Origin of the sequence: Kocuria sp. UBA5001 (assembly GCF_002398425.1) — a bacterium.
Lineage (GTDB): Bacteria > Actinomycetota > Actinomycetes > Actinomycetales > Micrococcaceae > Kocuria > Kocuria salsicia.
The window spans coordinates 60,775-76,888 of the sequence record NZ_DGYR01000012.1 but is presented as its reverse complement, the minus strand read 5'-3'; the positions used below and the strand labels follow the sequence as shown (position 1 = coordinate 76,888).

The 16,114-nt window shown below is 70.7% G+C and carries 12 protein-coding genes; 2 read left to right on the top strand and 10 right to left on the bottom strand.

Annotated features, from left to right (window positions below; all coding sequences use genetic code 11):
* Positions 1-116 precede the first annotated feature (116 nt).
* From B3G12_RS07480 to hisS, 6 genes are all read right to left on the bottom strand, one after another.
* Complete coding sequence (locus B3G12_RS07480; RefSeq protein WP_290499833.1) at positions 117-1,778, bottom strand: replication-associated recombination protein A; 1,662 nt, start codon at positions 1,776-1,778, stop codon at positions 117-119.
* Positions 1,779-1,829: 51 nt separating this feature from the next.
* Positions 1,830-2,282 (bottom strand): D-aminoacyl-tRNA deacylase, encoded by a 453-nt coding sequence (dtd, locus tag B3G12_RS07475; protein ID WP_290499832.1) that lies wholly within the window; start codon positions 2,280-2,282, stop codon positions 1,830-1,832.
* 77 nt (positions 2,283-2,359) lie between these two features.
* Positions 2,360-2,920, bottom strand: coding sequence for a hypothetical protein (locus B3G12_RS07470; RefSeq protein WP_290499831.1), 561 nt, complete (start codon positions 2,918-2,920; stop codon positions 2,360-2,362).
* The gene (locus B3G12_RS07465; protein WP_290499830.1) at positions 2,920-3,492 is read right to left on the bottom strand and encodes a CynX/NimT family MFS transporter; all 573 of its coding nucleotides are present in this window, start codon (positions 3,490-3,492) and stop codon (positions 2,920-2,922) included. The genes B3G12_RS07470 and B3G12_RS07465 overlap by 1 nt, the downstream gene beginning before the upstream one ends.
* A gap of 53 nt (positions 3,493-3,545) precedes the next feature.
* Entirely contained in the window at positions 3,546-5,357 is a 1,812-nt protein-coding gene (gene aspS / locus B3G12_RS07460; RefSeq protein ID WP_290499862.1) for an aspartate--tRNA ligase, read from the bottom strand.
* A gap of 145 nt (positions 5,358-5,502) precedes the next feature.
* Positions 5,503-6,858, bottom strand: a complete 1,356-nt coding sequence (gene hisS, locus B3G12_RS07455) for a histidine--tRNA ligase (protein WP_290499829.1) — start codon at positions 6,856-6,858, stop codon at positions 5,503-5,505.
* A 197-nt stretch (positions 6,859-7,055) separates the two neighbouring features.
* Between hisS and B3G12_RS07450 the strand changes: the two genes are divergently transcribed.
* Positions 7,056-8,756 carry a DUF349 domain-containing protein gene (locus B3G12_RS07450; RefSeq protein ID WP_260983379.1) on the top strand — a complete coding sequence of 567 codons (1,701 nt, stop codon included), beginning with the start codon at positions 7,056-7,058 and terminating at the stop codon, positions 8,754-8,756.
* Between the two features lie 186 nt (positions 8,757-8,942).
* Positions 8,943-9,602, top strand: a complete 660-nt coding sequence (locus B3G12_RS07445; protein ID WP_144942877.1) for a type IV toxin-antitoxin system AbiEi family antitoxin — start codon at positions 8,943-8,945, stop codon at positions 9,600-9,602.
* Positions 9,603-9,740: 138 nt separating this feature from the next.
* On the opposite strand, the gene B3G12_RS07440 is transcribed toward B3G12_RS07445, so the two are convergent.
* The 4 genes from B3G12_RS07440 to B3G12_RS07425 all read right to left on the bottom strand — a co-directional run bounded on the left by B3G12_RS07440 (position 9,741) and on the right by B3G12_RS07425 (position 16,074).
* Positions 9,741-12,329: a RelA/SpoT family protein gene (locus B3G12_RS07440; protein ID WP_260983378.1), complete on the bottom strand. Its 2,589-nt coding sequence runs from the start codon at positions 12,327-12,329 to the stop codon at positions 9,741-9,743.
* A 155-nt stretch (positions 12,330-12,484) separates the two neighbouring features.
* Positions 12,485-13,519: a protein translocase subunit SecF gene (gene secF, locus B3G12_RS07435; protein WP_144942876.1), complete on the bottom strand. Its 1,035-nt coding sequence runs from the start codon at positions 13,517-13,519 to the stop codon at positions 12,485-12,487.
* On the bottom strand, positions 13,516-15,381 hold the full coding sequence (gene secD / locus B3G12_RS07430) for a protein translocase subunit SecD (RefSeq protein ID WP_144942875.1): 1,866 nt from the start codon (positions 15,379-15,381) through the stop codon (positions 13,516-13,518). The genes secF and secD overlap by 4 nt, the downstream gene beginning before the upstream one ends.
* 102 nt (positions 15,382-15,483) lie before the next feature.
* Positions 15,484-16,074, bottom strand: coding sequence for a preprotein translocase subunit YajC (locus B3G12_RS07425; protein WP_244944796.1), 591 nt, complete (start codon positions 16,072-16,074; stop codon positions 15,484-15,486).
* Between the last annotated feature and the right edge of the window lie 40 nt (positions 16,075-16,114).

Sequence of the window (16,114 nt, the reverse complement as noted above, 5' to 3'; positions counted from 1 at the left end):
ATTCACGATAGTCCGCGTGCGACGGCACGGAAACATCCGGGGGCCCGGCGGCAGGGGTGTCGCACCGTGCCCGTATGCCCGTATGCCCGGGAGTTCCGTGGCCGCGGCGCCCGCTGCTATCCGCCGGCGGTGCCGCGCACGAGGCCGCGCAGGATCTCCAGCCGCCTGGCCACATTCTTCTCGTGGCCGAACTGGGTGGGTTCGTAGTAGTCGCGTCCCACGAGCTCGTCGGGTGGGTACTGCTGGGCGGCGACGGCGTTGGGCGCGTCGTGGGCGTAGACGTAGTGCGCTCCGTGGCCGAGCTCGGCGGCCCCGGGATAGTGGGCGTCGCGCAGGTGCCGGGGCACGGTCCCGGCGCGGCCGGCTCGCACGTCCGCGATGGCGGCGTCCACCGCGAGGTACGCGGCGTTGGACTTGGGGGCGGTGGCGAGGTGCACGACCGCCTCCGCCAAGGGGATCCGGCCCTCTGGCATGCCGATCAGCTGCACGGCCTGTGCCGCCGCCACGGCGGTCTGCAGTGCCGTGGGATCAGCCATCCCGATGTCCTCGGACGCGGAGATGATGAGCCGGCGTGCGATGAACCGAGGGTCCTCCCCCGCCTCGATCATCCGGGCGAGGTAGTGCATCGCGGCGTCCACGTCCGAGCCTCGAATGGACTTGATGAACGCGCTCACCACGTCGTAGTGCTGGTCGCCCGTCTTGTCGTAGCGCACCGCCGCCCGGTTCACGGCCTCCTCGGCGTCCGCGAGGGTCACCGTGGGCGGGGCTGCGGCCCGCCCGTCCGTATCTTCCCGGGTGACGCCGCTGCCCTCCCCGGTCCCACGGCTTGCTCCGGTCTGTCCGCTCGTCCCAGTCCCACCGCTGCCGGCGGCCCCGCCGTCCGCTCCGACCCCCACCGGTTCCCCGGCCTCGTCGTATCCCACGGCCCTCTCGCGCGCCCCGGTGCCGTTGCCTGCTCTCCCAGCGCCGTCCGTGGCCGCTGCGGCGGAGCTGTCCGTGGCATGGGAGAGCGCCACCGCGGCCGCCGCCTCGAGCGAGGTCAGCGCCTTGCGGGCGTCCCCGCCGGCCACGTCAAGCAGGTGCTCGCGCGCAGCGGGGTCCAGCCGCACGGCACCGTCGAGCCCGCGAGGCTCCGTGACAGCACGCTCGAGCAGCTCGCCGATGTCGGAGCGCTCCAGGGGCTGCAGGGTGAGCAGCAGTGACCGGGAGAGCAGCGGGGAGATCACGGAGAAGGACGGGTTCTCGGTGGTCGCGGCCACCAGGACCACCCACCCGTTCTCCACCCCGGGCAGCAGGGCGTCCTGCTGGGCTTTGGTGAAGCGATGGATCTCGTCCAGGAACAGCACGGTGGTGCGCCCGTGAAGGTCCCGCGCGGTCAGCGCCTCGTCCATGACCCGCCGGACGTCCTTCACCCCGGCCGTGACGGCGGAGAGCTCCACGAAAGTGGTGTCGTGGCCTCGCGCGATCACGTGGGCGATGGTGGTCTTGCCCGTTCCTGGTGGGCCCCACAGGATCACCGAGGACGGCGCGGCGGGACCCGTGAGTCCCGTGACGAGCGCGCGCAGCGGGGAGCCGGTGCGCAGCAGGTGCTTCTGGCCCACGACCTCGTCGAGGGTGCGCGGTCGCATCCGCACGGCCAGGGGTGCGCGGGAGCGGCGCCGCCCGTGCTCCGAGGCAGAACCCCCGGAAGCGGCCGAGGGCTCCGGGAACGCGGGGTCGTTGGCGTGCGCCCGGCCGCCGCGTGCGGGGTCCGGCAGGTCGAACAGGGAGTCGCTCACGCCTCGACCCTACTGCCCGACCCGGACACGCACACGAGCCCGTTCCGGGCGTCAGTCGCGGCGCGGGCGCTGCAGGTCGTCGCTGTCCACCACGAGCGTGATGGGCCCGTCGTTGACCAGGGAGACCGCCATGTGCGCCCCGAACCGGCCGGTCTCCACCGTCAGGCCACGCTCGCGCAGCGCGGCGACGAACGCGTCGAACAGCGGCTCGCTCAACGCTGCCGGGGCGGCGTCCGACCACGAGGGCCGCCGACCCCTGCGCACGTCCCCGTAGAGGGTGAACTGGCTCACGGCCAGCACGGGCGCGCCGCTGTCCTCGCAGGAGGTCTCCCCCGGCAGCACCCGCAGCCCGGCGATCTTCGCGGCGAGCTTCTGCGCCGTGGCGGGGGTGTCCGTGTGGGTGATCCCCACGAGCAGTGCAAGCCCCGGACCGTCGATCTCCCCGACCGTGAGGTCCTCGACCGTGACCCGGGCACCCGTCACCACTTGCAGCACGATTCGCATGCCGTCCACTCCACCACATCCGGAACCCGCAGCGGAACCGGCGACGACGCCGCGGTGCGCGGGCGGCGTCGTTGTCCCTATCCCGGGCCCGAGTCCTCCATGAAGCGGTGCGGGGCGGTCACCAGTACGCCGACGGCGAGCACCCCGAGCATGAGCCAGAGGTACCCGAAGGAGGTCCACCAGTTGCCCGTGGCCCCGAAGAGCAGACCGAACATCAGGGGCCCGGCGCAGCCAGCGAGGTAGCCCAGGCCCTGCCCGAAGCCGGAGAGCGCGCCGGCGCCCGCAGTGGTGCGGGTGCGGATGTTGATCAGTGTCAGCGCCAGGGGGAAGGAGGCCTGGCCGAGCCCGGCGATCGTGATCCACACCCACACCAGCGGCAGGCCACCCAAGACCTCCCGTGGCCACTGCAGCAGCATGAGGTAGCCGGTGCCGTACAGCAGCACGGCGCACAGACCCGGCACGAGGGTGTTGCCCGTGCGGCGCACCAGCAGGGGCACCACGAGACTCACGGGCAGGCCGAGGATCGCGTAGAAGGAGAGCATTGCGCCGGCCTCGTGCTCCGAGAAGCCGGTGTCCACCACGAAGCGGGGAAGCCAGGTGAACATGGCGAACGTGTTGGACGAGGTGCCCACGAACATCAGCACCACCCCCCAGCCCACGCGGGTGCGCCACGGGGAGGCCCGCCCGGGGCCCGCCGCGGGGGCGGTGACGCCCGGGACGGGGACCTCGGCCAGCTCGGAGGCGCCCAGGACCCCACGGACGCACGCCACCCCGCGGCGTCGGCGATCGGGACCGCGAAGAACGGGGCCATTGCCGTGGACACTCCCAGCAGCATCGAGTACACGGCCGTGAGCGGCGCGATCCGGTTCGGGAAGTACTTCTTGATCACCGGCGGCAGCGCCACGTTGCCGATGCCCAGACCGCACATGGCCACGAACGTGAACACGAGGAACAGGATGACGTCCGTGCACAGGGCGCGCGCCACCAGACCCGCAGCGGCCAGGGCGCACGAGAGCATCAGCAGCGCCTCGAGCCCCATGCGGCGCATCAGGAACGCGGTGAGGAAGCCCGTCAGCGCGAAGCCCAGGGTGGGCATCATGGCGAGCACACCCGTGTTCGCTGCGGTGAGGTGCAGGTCGGTGGAGAGGCGTTCGAGCACCGGGGACACCCCGGAGACGCCGAGTCGGAGGGTGAAGGCAGTCAGAAGCACACCGGCCAGGGCCATCAGGCTCCGGCCGGTGTGCTGTTCAGCGGGTTGGACGACTACCGCCCGCTCTCGTTGGTCGTGGTGGTCTTGGACTCGCCGCCGGAGGTGCGGGGCTCGGGCTTGGCGTCCACGCCCGCCTCCTTGCGCTGCTGCGCCGTGATCGCGGCGGGAGCGGCGGTCAGCGGATCGTAGCCGTTGCCGGTCTTGGGGAACGCGATGACGTCGCGGATGGAGTCGGTGCCCGCGAGCAGCGCGACCACGCGATCCCAGCCGAAGGCGATGCCGCCGTGCGGGGGCGCACCGAACTGGAAGGCGTCCAGGAGGAAGCCGAACTTCTCCCGGGCATCCTCCTCGCTCAGGCCCATCACGCGGAAGACCCGGTCCTGCACGTCCCGGCGGTGGATGCGGATGGAGCCGCCGCCGATCTCGTTGCCGTTGCACACGATGTCGTAGGCGTAGGCCAGCGCGGAGCCGGGATCGGTGTCGAACGTGTCCCTGAATTCGGGCTTCGGCGAGGTGAACGCGTGGTGCACCGCGGTCCAGGCGCCGGAGCCCACGGCCACGTCACCGGACTCCACGGCGTCGGCGGCCGGCTCGAACAGGGGCGCGTCCACGACCCACACGAAGGCCCAGTCGTTCTCGTCGATCAGGCCCACGCGGTGACCGATCTCCACGCGCGCCGCTCCGAGCAGCGCACGGGAGGTCTTGACCCCGCCGGCGGCGAAGAACACGCAGTCTCCCGGCTTTGCACCCACGGCCTCGGCCAGTCCGGCCTTCTCCTCCTCGGAGATGTTCTTGGCCACCGGTCCGGCGATCTCGCCGTCCTCCTTGAACAGGACGTACGCGAGGCCCTTGGCGCCGCGCTGCTTGGCCCACTCCTGCCACGCGTCGAGCTGACGGCGCGGCTGGGACGCACCACCGGGCATCACCACGGCGCCCACGTACGGGGCCTGGAACACGCGGAACGGGGTGTCCTTGAAGTACTCGGTGAGCTCGGTGAGCTTCAGGTCGAAGCGCAGGTCCGGCTTGTCGGAGCCGTAGTCAGCCATGGCCTGCGCGTAGGTCATGCGCGGGATCGGGGTGGTGATCTCCACGCCGATCAGCGCCCACAGCGCCTTCACGATCTGCTCGCCCAGGGCGATGATGTCGTCCTCCTCCACGAAGGAGGCCTCGACGTCCAGCTGGGTGAACTCGGGCTGGCGGTCCGCGCGGAAGTCCTCGTCCCGGTAGCAGCGGGCGATCTGGAAGTACTTCTCGATCCCGCCCACCTGCAGCAGCTGCTTGAACAGCTGCGGGGACTGCGGCAGGGCATACCACGAGCCCGGAGCCAGGCGCGCCGGAACCAGGAAGTCGCGCGCGCCCTCGGGGGTGGAGCGGGTGAGGGTGGGCGTCTCCACCTCGGTGAAGCCCTGCTCGTGCAGCAGGTTGCGGGCCACGCGGTTGACCTCGGAGCGCAGCCGCATGATGCGGGCGGGCTCCGGGCGGCGCAGGTCCAGGTAGCGGTACTTCAGGCGCGCTTCCTCCCCCACCTCCACGTGCTCGTCGATCTGGAACGGCAGGGGCGCGGCGGTGTTGAGCACGGCGAGCTCGTCCACCATGACCTCCACCTCGCCCGAGGGCAGGTTCGGGTTCTCGTTGCCCTCCGGGCGGCGCTCCACGGTGCCGGTGACCTGCAGGACGTACTCGTTGCGCAGCTGGTGGAACTGCTCCTCGTCGCGCACCACGATCTGCGCCACGCCGGAGGCGTCCCGCAGGTCCACGAACGCCACGCCGCCGTGGTCCCGGCGGCGGCCGACCCAGCCCGCCAGCGTGACGGTCTGTCCGATGTTCTCGGCGCTCAGCGCGCCAAGCTCATGTGTTCGCAACAAGTGCATTCACCTTTTCATTGGTTGTGGTGCGGGGAGCACGTCCCCGGAGTTCTCTGGGCCGCGCGCACGCGGCGCCACGGGCACGGGGCACGACGTCGCCCGGCCCGGTGGGTTGTCTCCCGCGAGTCTACAAGCGCGCGGCGGCTCAGTCGTCGGCCGGCCCGGCGGCGACGCCCGGGCGGAGGTCCTCGACGGGCGGCTGCCACGACTGCGGGTCCGCCGGGACCTGCTCGCCGGAGCGGATGTCCTTGACCTCGTGGCCCACCGTGCCGTCCTCCGCCACCGTGGTGAACCACACGAACGGGATGCCCCGGCGCTCGGCGTAGCGGATCTGCTTGCCGAACTTCTGGGCCGTGGCGGCCACCTCGGTGGCGATTCCCCGGGAGCGCAGGGCGCCTGCGACGTCCTGCGCGGCGGACCACGACTCGTCGTCGTTCAGGGCCACGAGCACGGCTGAGGGCACGGAGCGGGAGGCGGAGGCCATCTTCTGCGAGAGGATGCGCGTGACCAGCCGGGTCACGCCGATGGACAGGCCCACGCCCGGGAAGTTCTTCTTGCCGGTGCTCGCGAGGGATTCGTACCGCCCGCCGGAGCACACCGAGCCGAGCTGCTCGTGGCCGACCAGGACGGTCTCGTAGACGGTGCCCGTGTAGTAGTCGAGACCGCGCGCGATCGACAGGTCTGCCACCACCTTGCCCGGCGCTCGGCGAGCGGCCTCCCCCACGACCTCCGCGAGCTCCGCGAGGCCCTCCTCAAGCAGCTCGTTGGTCTGGCCAAGGGCACGCACCTGCTCCACGAAGGAAGTGTCCTCGGTGCGGATCTCCGCGAGTGCCAGCGCGGCCCGTGCCTGCTCTGGGCTCGCGCCCACGGCGTCCTGGAGGTTGCGGGCCACGGCGTCCGCACCGATCTTCTCGAGCTTGTCGATCTCCCGCAGCACTGCGGGGGCGTCCTCGAGGCCGATGCCGCGGTAGAAGCCCTCAGCCAGCTTGCGGTTGTTGACGCGCAGCACGAACGGGGGGATGGGCAATGCGGACAGGGCGTCGATCATCACGAGGGCGAGCTCGACGTCGTAGCGGAACGGGAGGGTGCCGTCCCCGACGACGTCCACGTCCGCCTGGGTGAACTCGCGCGCGCGGCCCTCCTGGGGGCGCTCGCCGCGCCAGACCTTCTGGATCTGGTAGCGGCGGAACGGGAAGGTGAGGTGTCCGTTGTTCTCCACCACGTAGCGGGCGAACGGCACGGTGAGGTCGAAGTGCAGCGCGAGCGCACCCTCCTTGGAGGAGTCCTCCTCGTCCTGCTGCAGCCGCGAGACGCCGTAGACCTCCTTGTCGATCTCGCCCTTGCGCAGCAGCTGCTCGACGGTCTCGACCGCGCGGGTCTCGATCGAGGTGAACCCGTGCAGCTCGAAGGTGCGGCGCAGCGAGTCGAGGACGTGCTGCTCCACGATCCGCTCCTCCGGGAGCCATTCGGGGAAGCCGGACAGGGAGGTGGTGCGAGCCATGGGTGGAACTCCTCGGTGTGGGTGGGCCACCGGCCGTGTTCGCCCTCGGCACGGTACCCGGGACGGTCGTGACGGTGTCTGCGGCCATTCTAGGGCGCACCCCTCGTTAGGATGGCCGTGTCCACCAATGGAGCCCCCGCCGGGTGAGCAGCGCCACAGAGCCCTTCCGGCGAGGCCGTGCAGAAAGAGTTGTAGCGGTGACAGAACGTCCTGAATCCGACGACCGCCGTCCCGAGCAGGGACCGCAGACCCCCGAGGCGCCCGAGGAGCGCTCCCCCCAGACACCCGCGGCTGAGACTCCCGCATCCGAGTCCTCCGCCGCCCCGGCGGCGCCTGCACCGGTGGACCACGCCGCCGACGCGTCCGACGACGCAGCTGTGTCCGAGACCGCTGCGACACCAGAGACCGCTGCTGCGCCCGAGACGGCCACCGCGGCAGAGACGGGCAGCGCTCCCGCGACACCCGCGCCCACCCCGCGGCCGTCGGCTCCCACGCCGGGTGCGCCGTCGCCGTCGGCCGCCGGACGTCCCACCCCGGCCGCGCCCAAGACCCCGAGCCCCGCGGCCCTGAAGACCCCGGCCGCCGCGACGTCGACCCCCGGGACTGCCGCGGAGAGCGCGCCCGCCGCGCTTTCCCCGGCCGAGTCCGTGGCCCGTGCCAAGCGCTTCGGCCGCGCGGACGAGAACGGCACCGTCTACGTCACCGTCCAGGGCACCGAGTACGAGTGCGGCCAGTTCCCGGACGCCACGAGCGACGAGGCCCTGGCCTACTTCGCCCGCAAGTTCGACGACGCCGAGGCGCAGGTCGCGCTGCTCGAGCAGCGCATCGCCGCAAAGGCCCCTGCTGGCGACATGCGCAAGACCGTGCAGCACGTGCGGGAGCAGGTGGACGCGCACGCCATGGTGGGTGACCTCGTGGACCTCTCCACGCGCCTGGACACGCTCGAGGACGCCATCCGCGTGGCACTGGAGCGCGAGCGGGAGGAGTCGAAGAAGCACAGGGCCGAGCAGCTGGCCCGCCGCACGGCCATCGTGGAGGAGGCAGAGGAGGTTGCTGGCCAGGACCCCGAGAAGACCCAGTGGAAGCGGTCCTCGGCCCGGATGGAGCAGTTGTTCACGCAGTGGCAGGAGCACCAGCGCTCGGGCGGGCGGCTGTCCAAGTCGGACGAGGACGCCCTGTGGAAGCGCTTCCGCAAGGCGCGCACCACGTTCGACCGCCACCGCAAGGCGTTCTTCTCCTCCCTGGACGAGACCAACGCCAAGGCCAAGCGTGTCAAGCAGGCCCTGATCGCCGAGGCCGAGGCGCTGTCCTCCTCCACGGACTGGGGCGAGACCGCGGGGAAGTACCGCGAGCTCATGGACCGCTGGAAGCAGGCCCCGCGCGCCTCCCGCAAGGACGACGACGCCCTGTGGGCCCGGTTCCGCGCGGCGCAGGACGTCTTCTTCAACGCCCGCAAGGCCGCGAACGAGCAGATCGACAAGGAGTTCGAGGGCAACCTGGGCGTGAAGGAGAAGCTGCTCGCCGAGGCGAAGCAGATCCTGCCGGTCAAGGACCTCGAGGCCGCCAAGAAGAAGCTCGCCTCGATCCAGCAGCGCTGGGAGGAGGCCGGCAAGGTGCCGCGCGCCCACATGCGCCGGGTGGAGAACGAGCTGCGCTCCGTCGAGGACGCCGTCAAGAAGGCGGAGGACGACAAGTGGCGTCGCACCGACCCGGAGACGAAGGCGCGCTCGAACTCGATGCTCTCCCAGCTGGAGAACAAGATCGCGGACCAGCGCGCGGCGGTCGAGACCGCCCGCGCCTCCGGCAACGAGAAGAAGGCCGCCTCCCTGGAGAAGGACCTGGCTACGAGCGAGCAGTGGCTCGCCACGCTGCAGACTTCCGCCTCCGAACTGGGCTGAGGCCCGCCCCGGGGCGGCACCGCTGACGGCGTGCCGTCCCGGGTCTCCTGGTGAGAGCGCCCGGTTCCGAGCTTTTCACGGCCAGCGCCCCCGTTCCGGTCCGCCGGACGGGGGCGCTTCTCGTGGGTTCTCCACAGGTGCGGCGCGGGTCTGCCGTGGCGCCGGTTCGTGGGGTGGGATGGGTCCATGACCTCCCTCGCCCCTGCGCTGCGCCCCTCCGGTTCCCGCTACGACGGCGCGTTCACCGTGTTCCTGCCCGGCCACCCGTTCAGCCGCGCGGAGCTACACGCCATGACCGTGGACGGTGTGCTGCGCCGCGAATTGCTGGACGCCCACGTGCACGCGTCCCAGCCCGTCACCGACTCCCTGCGGGCGGTGGTGCTGAGCCGGGTGGTGCCGGGCAACCTGCAGCGCCGGGGTGTGCTGGGGCGGCTGGGTGCGGCGTGGTTCTACCGCTGCGCGCCGGAACCTTCGCCCCTGCCCGTGCTCGTGGACAAGAGCGCGCGCACCACGGCCACCGTTCCGCCGGGGATCGTGCTGCACCAGACGAGCTTCGCTCCGGAGGACGTCGTGACGTTGCGCGGAATTTCTCTGACGTCTCCTCGGCGCACGGCCCTGGACATCGCGCTGTACGTTCCGGGCCCCGCCGGCGACGCCGCCCTGCTGGCCCTCATGAGCGCCTCACGGCTGCAGTGCACTCCGCAGGACGTCCGCCACGGCCTGGAGACCTTGCCCAAGACCCCCGGACGGCGCGCGGCGCTCACGCGGGTGCGCAAGCTGTCACGGGGGATGCAGACCGAGGCACAGGGCCGAACGGTGCAGCCCGCGGCGGTCACCGGGACCTGAGAATCGCGGTGGAGCTTGACCACGCCGAACGGCCCGGCCCGGGAAGGCGTGCGCTCCCGGGCCGATCACCTGCCAGACCGCTCACCCGCCGGACCGCACGCCGGAGGCCCAGGAAGTAGGCGCCCGCCCGGGCTGGCGTCAGGACACCACGGGCTGGTGGCCCGACACGCGGTACACGTCGTACACGCCGTCGATCCGCCGGACCTGGTTCAGCACGTGGTCCAGGTACCGGGTGTCCCCCATCTCGAAGGAGAAGCGTGAGATGGCCAGACGGGCACGAGAGGTGTGCACCTGGGCGGAGAGGATGTTCACGTGGTTCTCGGAGAGCACGCGCGTGACGTCGTAGAGCAGGGACTTGCGGTCCAGCGCCTCCACCTGGATCTCCACGAGGAACAGCGATGACTGCGTGGGAGCCCACGAGACCTGCTTGACCCGGTTGTCTCCCTCCGGCAGCGCCTTCATGTTTGCGCAGTCCACCCGGTGCACCGAGATCCCTGAACCACGGGTCACGAAGCCCACGATCTCGTCCGGGGGCACTGGCGTGCAGCAGCGGGCGATCTTCACGTAGACGTCCGAGGCGCCCTGCACGAGCACTCCCGCATCCGCCACGCCCGACCGCACCGGCTTGGTGACACGCGTGACCTCCGTGAGGTCCTCCTCCGTGCCGTCCGCACCGCCCAGGTGCTCCAGCAGCTTCTCCACCACCTGCTGGGCGCTGACCGCGTCCGAGCCGAGCGCCTCGTAGAGGGCGGCCACGTCCCCGCGGTTGAAGTCCTGCGCCACCGCGAGCAGCGACTCGCTCGTGACCGTGCGCTGCAACGGCAGGTGGTGCTTGCGCAGGGCCTTGGTGAGCATGTCCTTGCCTCGCTCGATCGCCTCCTCGCGCCGCTCCTTGGAGAACCACTGGCGGATCTTGGTGCGGGCGCGCGGGGAGCCCACGAACTTGAGCCAGTCCTGGGAGGGCGCGGCCTGCTCCGACTTCGAGGTGAGGATCTCCACCCGGTCCCCGTGCTGCAGCGTCGAGGACAGCGGTGCCAGCTTGCCGTTGACCCGCGCACCGATCGTGCGGTTGCCGACCTCCGTGTGCACGGCGTAGGCGAAGTCCACCGGCGTGGAACCCGCGGGCAGGGCCATGACCTCGCCCTTGGGCGTGAACACGTACACCTCGGCGGTGTTGATCTGGTAGCGCAGCGAGTCCAGGAAGTCCGAGGAGTCCTTGGCCTCCTCCTGCCAGGAGACCAGGGAGCTGAGCCAGTTCAGCTCGCCCTCCTTGGCCTTGGGCGTGGCGGAGTTCGCCTGGTTGACCTTGTCCTTGTACTTCCAGTGCGCGGCCACGCCGTACTCCGCGCGTCGGTGCATCTCGTGGGTGCGGATCTGGATCTCCACGGGCCGCCCGTTCGGTCCGATCACCGTGGTGTGCAGCGACTGGTACATGTTGAACTTGGGCATGGCGATGTAGTCCTTGAACCGCCCGGGCAGCGGCCGCCACTTGGCGTGCAGCACACCGAGGGCCGCGTAGCACTCGCGCACGGAGTTCACGAGCACGCGCGCAGCCTGCAGGTCGTGGATCTCGTCGAAGTCCTTCCCGCGCACGATCATCTTCTGGTAGATCGAGTAGTAGTGCTTGGGTCGGCCCGTGATGGTGGCCTCAATCCCGGAGGCGTCCAGCGCCTCGCCGATCTCTCCACGAATCTGGGCGAGGTGCCGCTCCCGCTCGGGGGTCCGCTCCCCCACCATGCGCACGATCTCGTCGTAGACCTTGGGGTAGAGCGCGGCAAAGGAGAGGTCCTCGAGTTCCCACTTGATCGTGTTCATGCCCAGCCGGTGGGCCAGGGGCGCGAAGATCTCCAGCGTTTCGCGCGCCTTGCGGCCCGAGGACTCGGAGGAGACGAAGCGCCACGTGCGGGCGTTGTGGAGGCGGTCCGCAAGCTTGATGACCAGCACCCGGATGTCCTTGGCCATGGCCACGATCATCTTGCGGACGGTCTCGGCCTGGGCGTTCTCCCCGTACTGGATCTTGTCCAGCTTGGTCACGCCGTCCACGAGCTCGGCGACCTCCTCGCCGAACTCCGCCCGCAGCTCGTCCAGCGTGTAGGAGGTGTCCTCCACCGTGTCGTGCAGCAACCCGGCCACCAGGGTCGCACCCGTCATGCCGAGCTCCGCGAGGATCGTGGTCACTGCCACCGGATGGGTGATGTACGGGTCCCCGGACTTGCGCTTCTGGCCCTCGTGGTGCGCATCCGCCACGGCGAAGGCGCGCTCCAGCACGCTGAGGTCCTGCTCGGGGTGCGAGTTCTGCACCGTGCGCAGCAGCGGCACGAGCACGGGCGAACTGGGCACTGACTCCCCGCTCAGCACGGACAGCGTGGAGCGGGTCTTCTCGCTGCGACCGGGGAACACGGCGCGGCCGAAGACGGGGCGAGAGGCCGGGAGCACGAAGTGGGTCCCGCTGAAGTCCCCGCGGGCCACGGCGGTGCGCTGACCGCCGGCCGCGCGCGACGCGCCGTCGGCGGCCACGCTGGTTCCCACGGCGGACGTGGGGGCCGACCCCAGCGATGTGGCGTGACCCGTGGTCGTGCCGACAACCTCGGCAGACGCGGGAGCGGACGCCGACGACGTCGTGCGCGCCGTCGTCGCAGCGGCCGTGGCCTCGGCAGATCCCCTGGAAACGGGCGCGGGTGAGTCTGCGGGTGCGCGGGTACCCGCGTGGTCGGACGTGCTGGACATGAGTCGTGGCCTCCTCACCGTGCCGCGGTGCCGGGGAGGTGGGATCCTGGCCCGGCGCGGCTGATGACCCAGTGTAATGCCGCGGCCCAGTGCTCCGTGCACGGGGCCGCGGGGGGCGTGAGCGCTGGCGGGGCCCGTGGTCCGGGTGTCCGGGCTCAGGCGGAGACGGGGTCCGAGCTCACCGGGGGCGCATCCGTGGTCCGCTCCTCCAGCACCTTCCGGGTCTGCTCGCGCACCGCGGGATCGCGGTCCCGCAGCCACGAGTACAGCGGCGCCGCGACGAACAGCGTGGCCAGGGTGCCCACGATGATGCCCACGAACAGCGAGAGCGAGAGGTCCTTCAGGGTTCCCGCGCCCAGCAGGTAGGCGCCGATGAACAGGATGGAGCCCACCGGCAGGATGCCCACCACGGAGGTGTTGATCGAGCGCACGAGCGTCTGGTTCACCGCCAGGTTCACCTGCTCCCCGTACGTGCGCTTCGCGCGCTCCGCAGGTGCGGTGCCGTCCAACAGCCCCGCGGTGTTCTCACGGACCTTGTCGAAGACCACCACCGAGTCGTAGAGCGAGTAGGAGAGCACCGTGAGGAAGCCGATCACGGCGGACGGGGTGATCTCGAAACCCACGAGCGAGTAGACACCGCCCGTGACCACCACGGTCACGAGCATCGCAGCAATCGAGGACACAGACATCTTCCACGTACGGAAGTACAGCGCCATCAGCGCGAGGGCCAGCACCACGAAGACCAGCAGGCCCCACAGCGCCTGCTGCGTGACGCCCTGACCCCACGTGGGACCCACGAAGTTCGAGGTCACCTGGTCCTCGCCCACGCCGTAGGAGTCCTGCAGCTTGGACTTCACACTCAGTGTCTGGTCGTCGTCGAGCTGCTGGGTCTGCACCCGAATGGTGCCGGGGGCGATGTTGGTGACCGTGGCCTCGTCCGCGCCGGGGGTGCCCGCCACGGCGCGCTGGCCGAGGGAGACGTCCGTGTTCTCGACCCCGGAGACCGTGAACTCCGATCCCCCGGTGAAGTCGATGCCCAGGTTGAACCCGCCTTTGACCACGGGGATCAGCACGGAGACCACCACGAGCGCCAGGCTCACCGCGAGCCACAACCCGCGCTTCTGGACGAACGGGTAGGAGCGGCGCCCGCTGTGCAGGTCGTTGCCGAATCGCGCGAGTCGGTTGCTCATCGCTGGGCCTCCTGAGTGTCGGAGTGGGCGGAGGACGACGCCGTGTCGTCACCGGGGGCCGCCTCGCGTGCCGCGCGGCGTCGTCGTTCGGCGATCGTGAGGCCGTCGTTCTCGGAGGGGTCGCGCAGCCGCCCGGCGCCGCGGTAGAGCGGCACGGCGTCGAGGGCCTCCGGGTCCAGGCCGGAGTTCTTGGCGCCGGAGCCGAAATAGCGCGTGCGGGCCAGCAGCACCATGACCGGGTGCGTGAACAGGAACACGACCAGCAGATCCGCGATGGCCGTGAGACCCAAGGTGAACGCGAAGCCGCGCACGTTGCCCACGGCCACGAAGTACAGGACCACCGCGGCCAGCAGGTTCACGGCCTTGGAGGCGAGCACCGTCTGACGTGCCCGCTGCCAGCCGTGGTCCACGGCGGCAGGAATCGTACGCCCGGCGCGGATCTCGTCGCGGATGCGTTCGAAGTAGACGATGAACGAGTCAGCAGTCTGCCCGATAGCCACCACCAGGCCCGCCACGCCGGCGAGTGAGAGCCGGTAGTTGGCGCCCCAGCCGAGCAGTGTGATCGCGAGGTACGTGAGCACACCGGCCACGACGAGCGACGCGATGGTCACGAGCCCCAACCAGCGGTACTGGAACAGCGAGTAGATGCACACGAGCGCCAGACCGATCAGACCGGCCACGATGCCCATGCGCAGCTGGTCGCTGCCCAGCGTCGCGGAGACCTGCTGCTCCGAGTCGATCGAGAAGGACACCGGCAGCGCACCGTACTTCAGCTGCTGGGACAAGAACTTGGCCTCGTCCTCCGTAAAGCTGCCCGTGATCTGCGCCTTGCCGTCCGTGATGACGGAGTTCATGCTCGGCGCGGAGATCACGGAGCCGTCCAGCACGATGGCGAACTGGGAGCGGGGATCGCCCTGGCTGCTCTGCCCCAGGCTGTAGAGCCGCTCGGAGAGGTCCTTGAAGGTCCTGGTGCCCTGCTCGTCGAACTGCAGGTTCACGGCGAAACCACCCGTGGCGTGGCCCTGCGAGTTCGTGGCCTGGGCGTAGGACGCGTCCGAGATCTCGGTGCCGGGGATCTCCACCGGCCCAAGGATGAACTTGGTGCCGTTCTCGGAGCCGCCCTGCGAGTCGCACGCCACCACGGCCTTGTCCTGCGGCTGCGCGGCACGCTCTTCCTGCGACTGACCCTTGGTGCAGTCCAGGGCCTCGTACTGGGCGTAAAGCTCGCGGGTCACCCAGTTGGGGTCCGAGGAGTTGGTGGGCTTCGCGTCCGGCTCCGGGATGGACTTCGGATCCGTGCGCTTGTCCGCCGGTGTGGGCGCACCGTCGCCGGTGACGATCACGGGGCGGAACGCCATCTGCGCCGAGGTCTGGATGAGGTCGCGGGTCTCGCTCGAGGGCACGCCGGGCATCGACACGACGATGTTGCGCCCGGACTGGGTCGTGATCTCCGCCTCCGAGACACCCGCGCCGTCCACGCGCTGGCGGATGATCTCCACGGCCTGGTCAAGCTGCTCCTGGGAGATCTCCTTGCCGGCGTCATCACCCTGGAGGGTGGGCGAGAGCACCATCTGCGTACCGCCCTCGAGGTCCAGGGCCAGCTTCGGACCCCACCCCGTGCGGTCCGTGCTGACCCCGTAGACCAGCACCCCCGCCAGGATCGCGACCACGGCCACGAGGGCGAGCAGGGCCTTGCGGGCCGACGCCGCAGCAGCAGCAGCCCCCGAGCGCGGCCGCGGCGTAGCGCCCCCGCCCTTCGCGCCGCTCGCGCGCAAGCCGGTCTCCTCCGATGTCCTGTGCCGACGCCAGCGGGAGCCCCTGGGCTCCCCGGGGGTCCCCGACGCCTTCTTCTGTGCTGCCATAGCCGTCCTTCAACGAGCCCGTCACCGGCACCGCACGGGCCGGTCGACGCATGAGAAACGGGCCGATGTCATCGGCCCGTGTCCCAGCGGGGGGGGGGTGGATCAGTTGGTGGTGGTACCGCGGTCCTCGCCGTTGCGGGCGTCGCGCCAGGTCCGGTGATCCTGCTCCGGTGCGACGTCGCCAGCTGCGGTGTTCCCGGCGGCGGTTGCACCTCCGGGGGTGGTTCCGGTCGTGTCCGACTCACTGCGCGCGGCGCCGGTCACGACGTTGCCGTTCTCAGCGGCTGTGTTCCCGGACGCGTCGTGCACGGTGCCCGCGGTCGTCGTACCAGTGGCCGCAGGGCCGTCGACGACGGCGCCCCCATCCGCCCCGGAGTCCGCGGGAGTCTCGTCCACCACGGTGGTCACGGTCTGGGAGTGCACGGTGACGAGCTGGCCCGGGGAGATCTCCAGGACGGCCTTGTTCTGCTCGCGGTCCATGTCGCGCAGCGTTCCGTAGAGGCCGAAGCTGGTCATCACGCGCGTGCCGGGTTCCATGGTCGCCTGCTTGGCCCTCATCTGGGCCTGGGCCTTCTTCTGGCGGCGCATGGGCAGCCAGAGCAGCAGCACCATCACCACGAGCATCACGGGCAGGAACCACACGGTCCCACCTCCGCCGGCAGCAGCTTCCTGGGTTTCTGCGAGGAGCGTCACAAATGATCCGTTCTGTCGTCGTGCGAGGGGTCGCGCGTGG

What these genes read in the sequence shown, in the direction of transcription:
- dtd (WP_290499832.1), bottom strand. Translation starts at nt 2,282, where the DNA reads ATGCGAATCGTGCTGCAAGTGGTGACGGGTGCCCGGGTCACGGTCGAG.
- B3G12_RS07470 (WP_290499831.1), bottom strand. Translation starts at nt 2,920, where the DNA reads ATGTTCGTGGGCACCTCGTCCAACACGTTCGCCATGTTCACCTGGCTT.
- hisS (WP_290499829.1), bottom strand. Translation starts at nt 6,858, where the DNA reads ATGGCTCGCACCACCTCCCTGTCCGGCTTCCCCGAATGGCTCCCGGAG.
- B3G12_RS07445 (WP_144942877.1), top strand. Translation starts at nt 8,943, where the DNA reads ATGACCTCCCTCGCCCCTGCGCTGCGCCCCTCCGGTTCCCGCTACGAC.
- B3G12_RS07440 (WP_260983378.1), bottom strand. Translation starts at nt 12,329, where the DNA reads ATGTCCAGCACGTCCGACCACGCGGGTACCCGCGCACCCGCAGACTCA.
- secF (WP_144942876.1), bottom strand. Translation starts at nt 13,519, where the DNA reads ATGAGCAACCGACTCGCGCGATTCGGCAACGACCTGCACAGCGGGCGC.
- secD (WP_144942875.1), bottom strand. Translation starts at nt 15,381, where the DNA reads ATGGCAGCACAGAAGAAGGCGTCGGGGACCCCCGGGGAGCCCAGGGGC.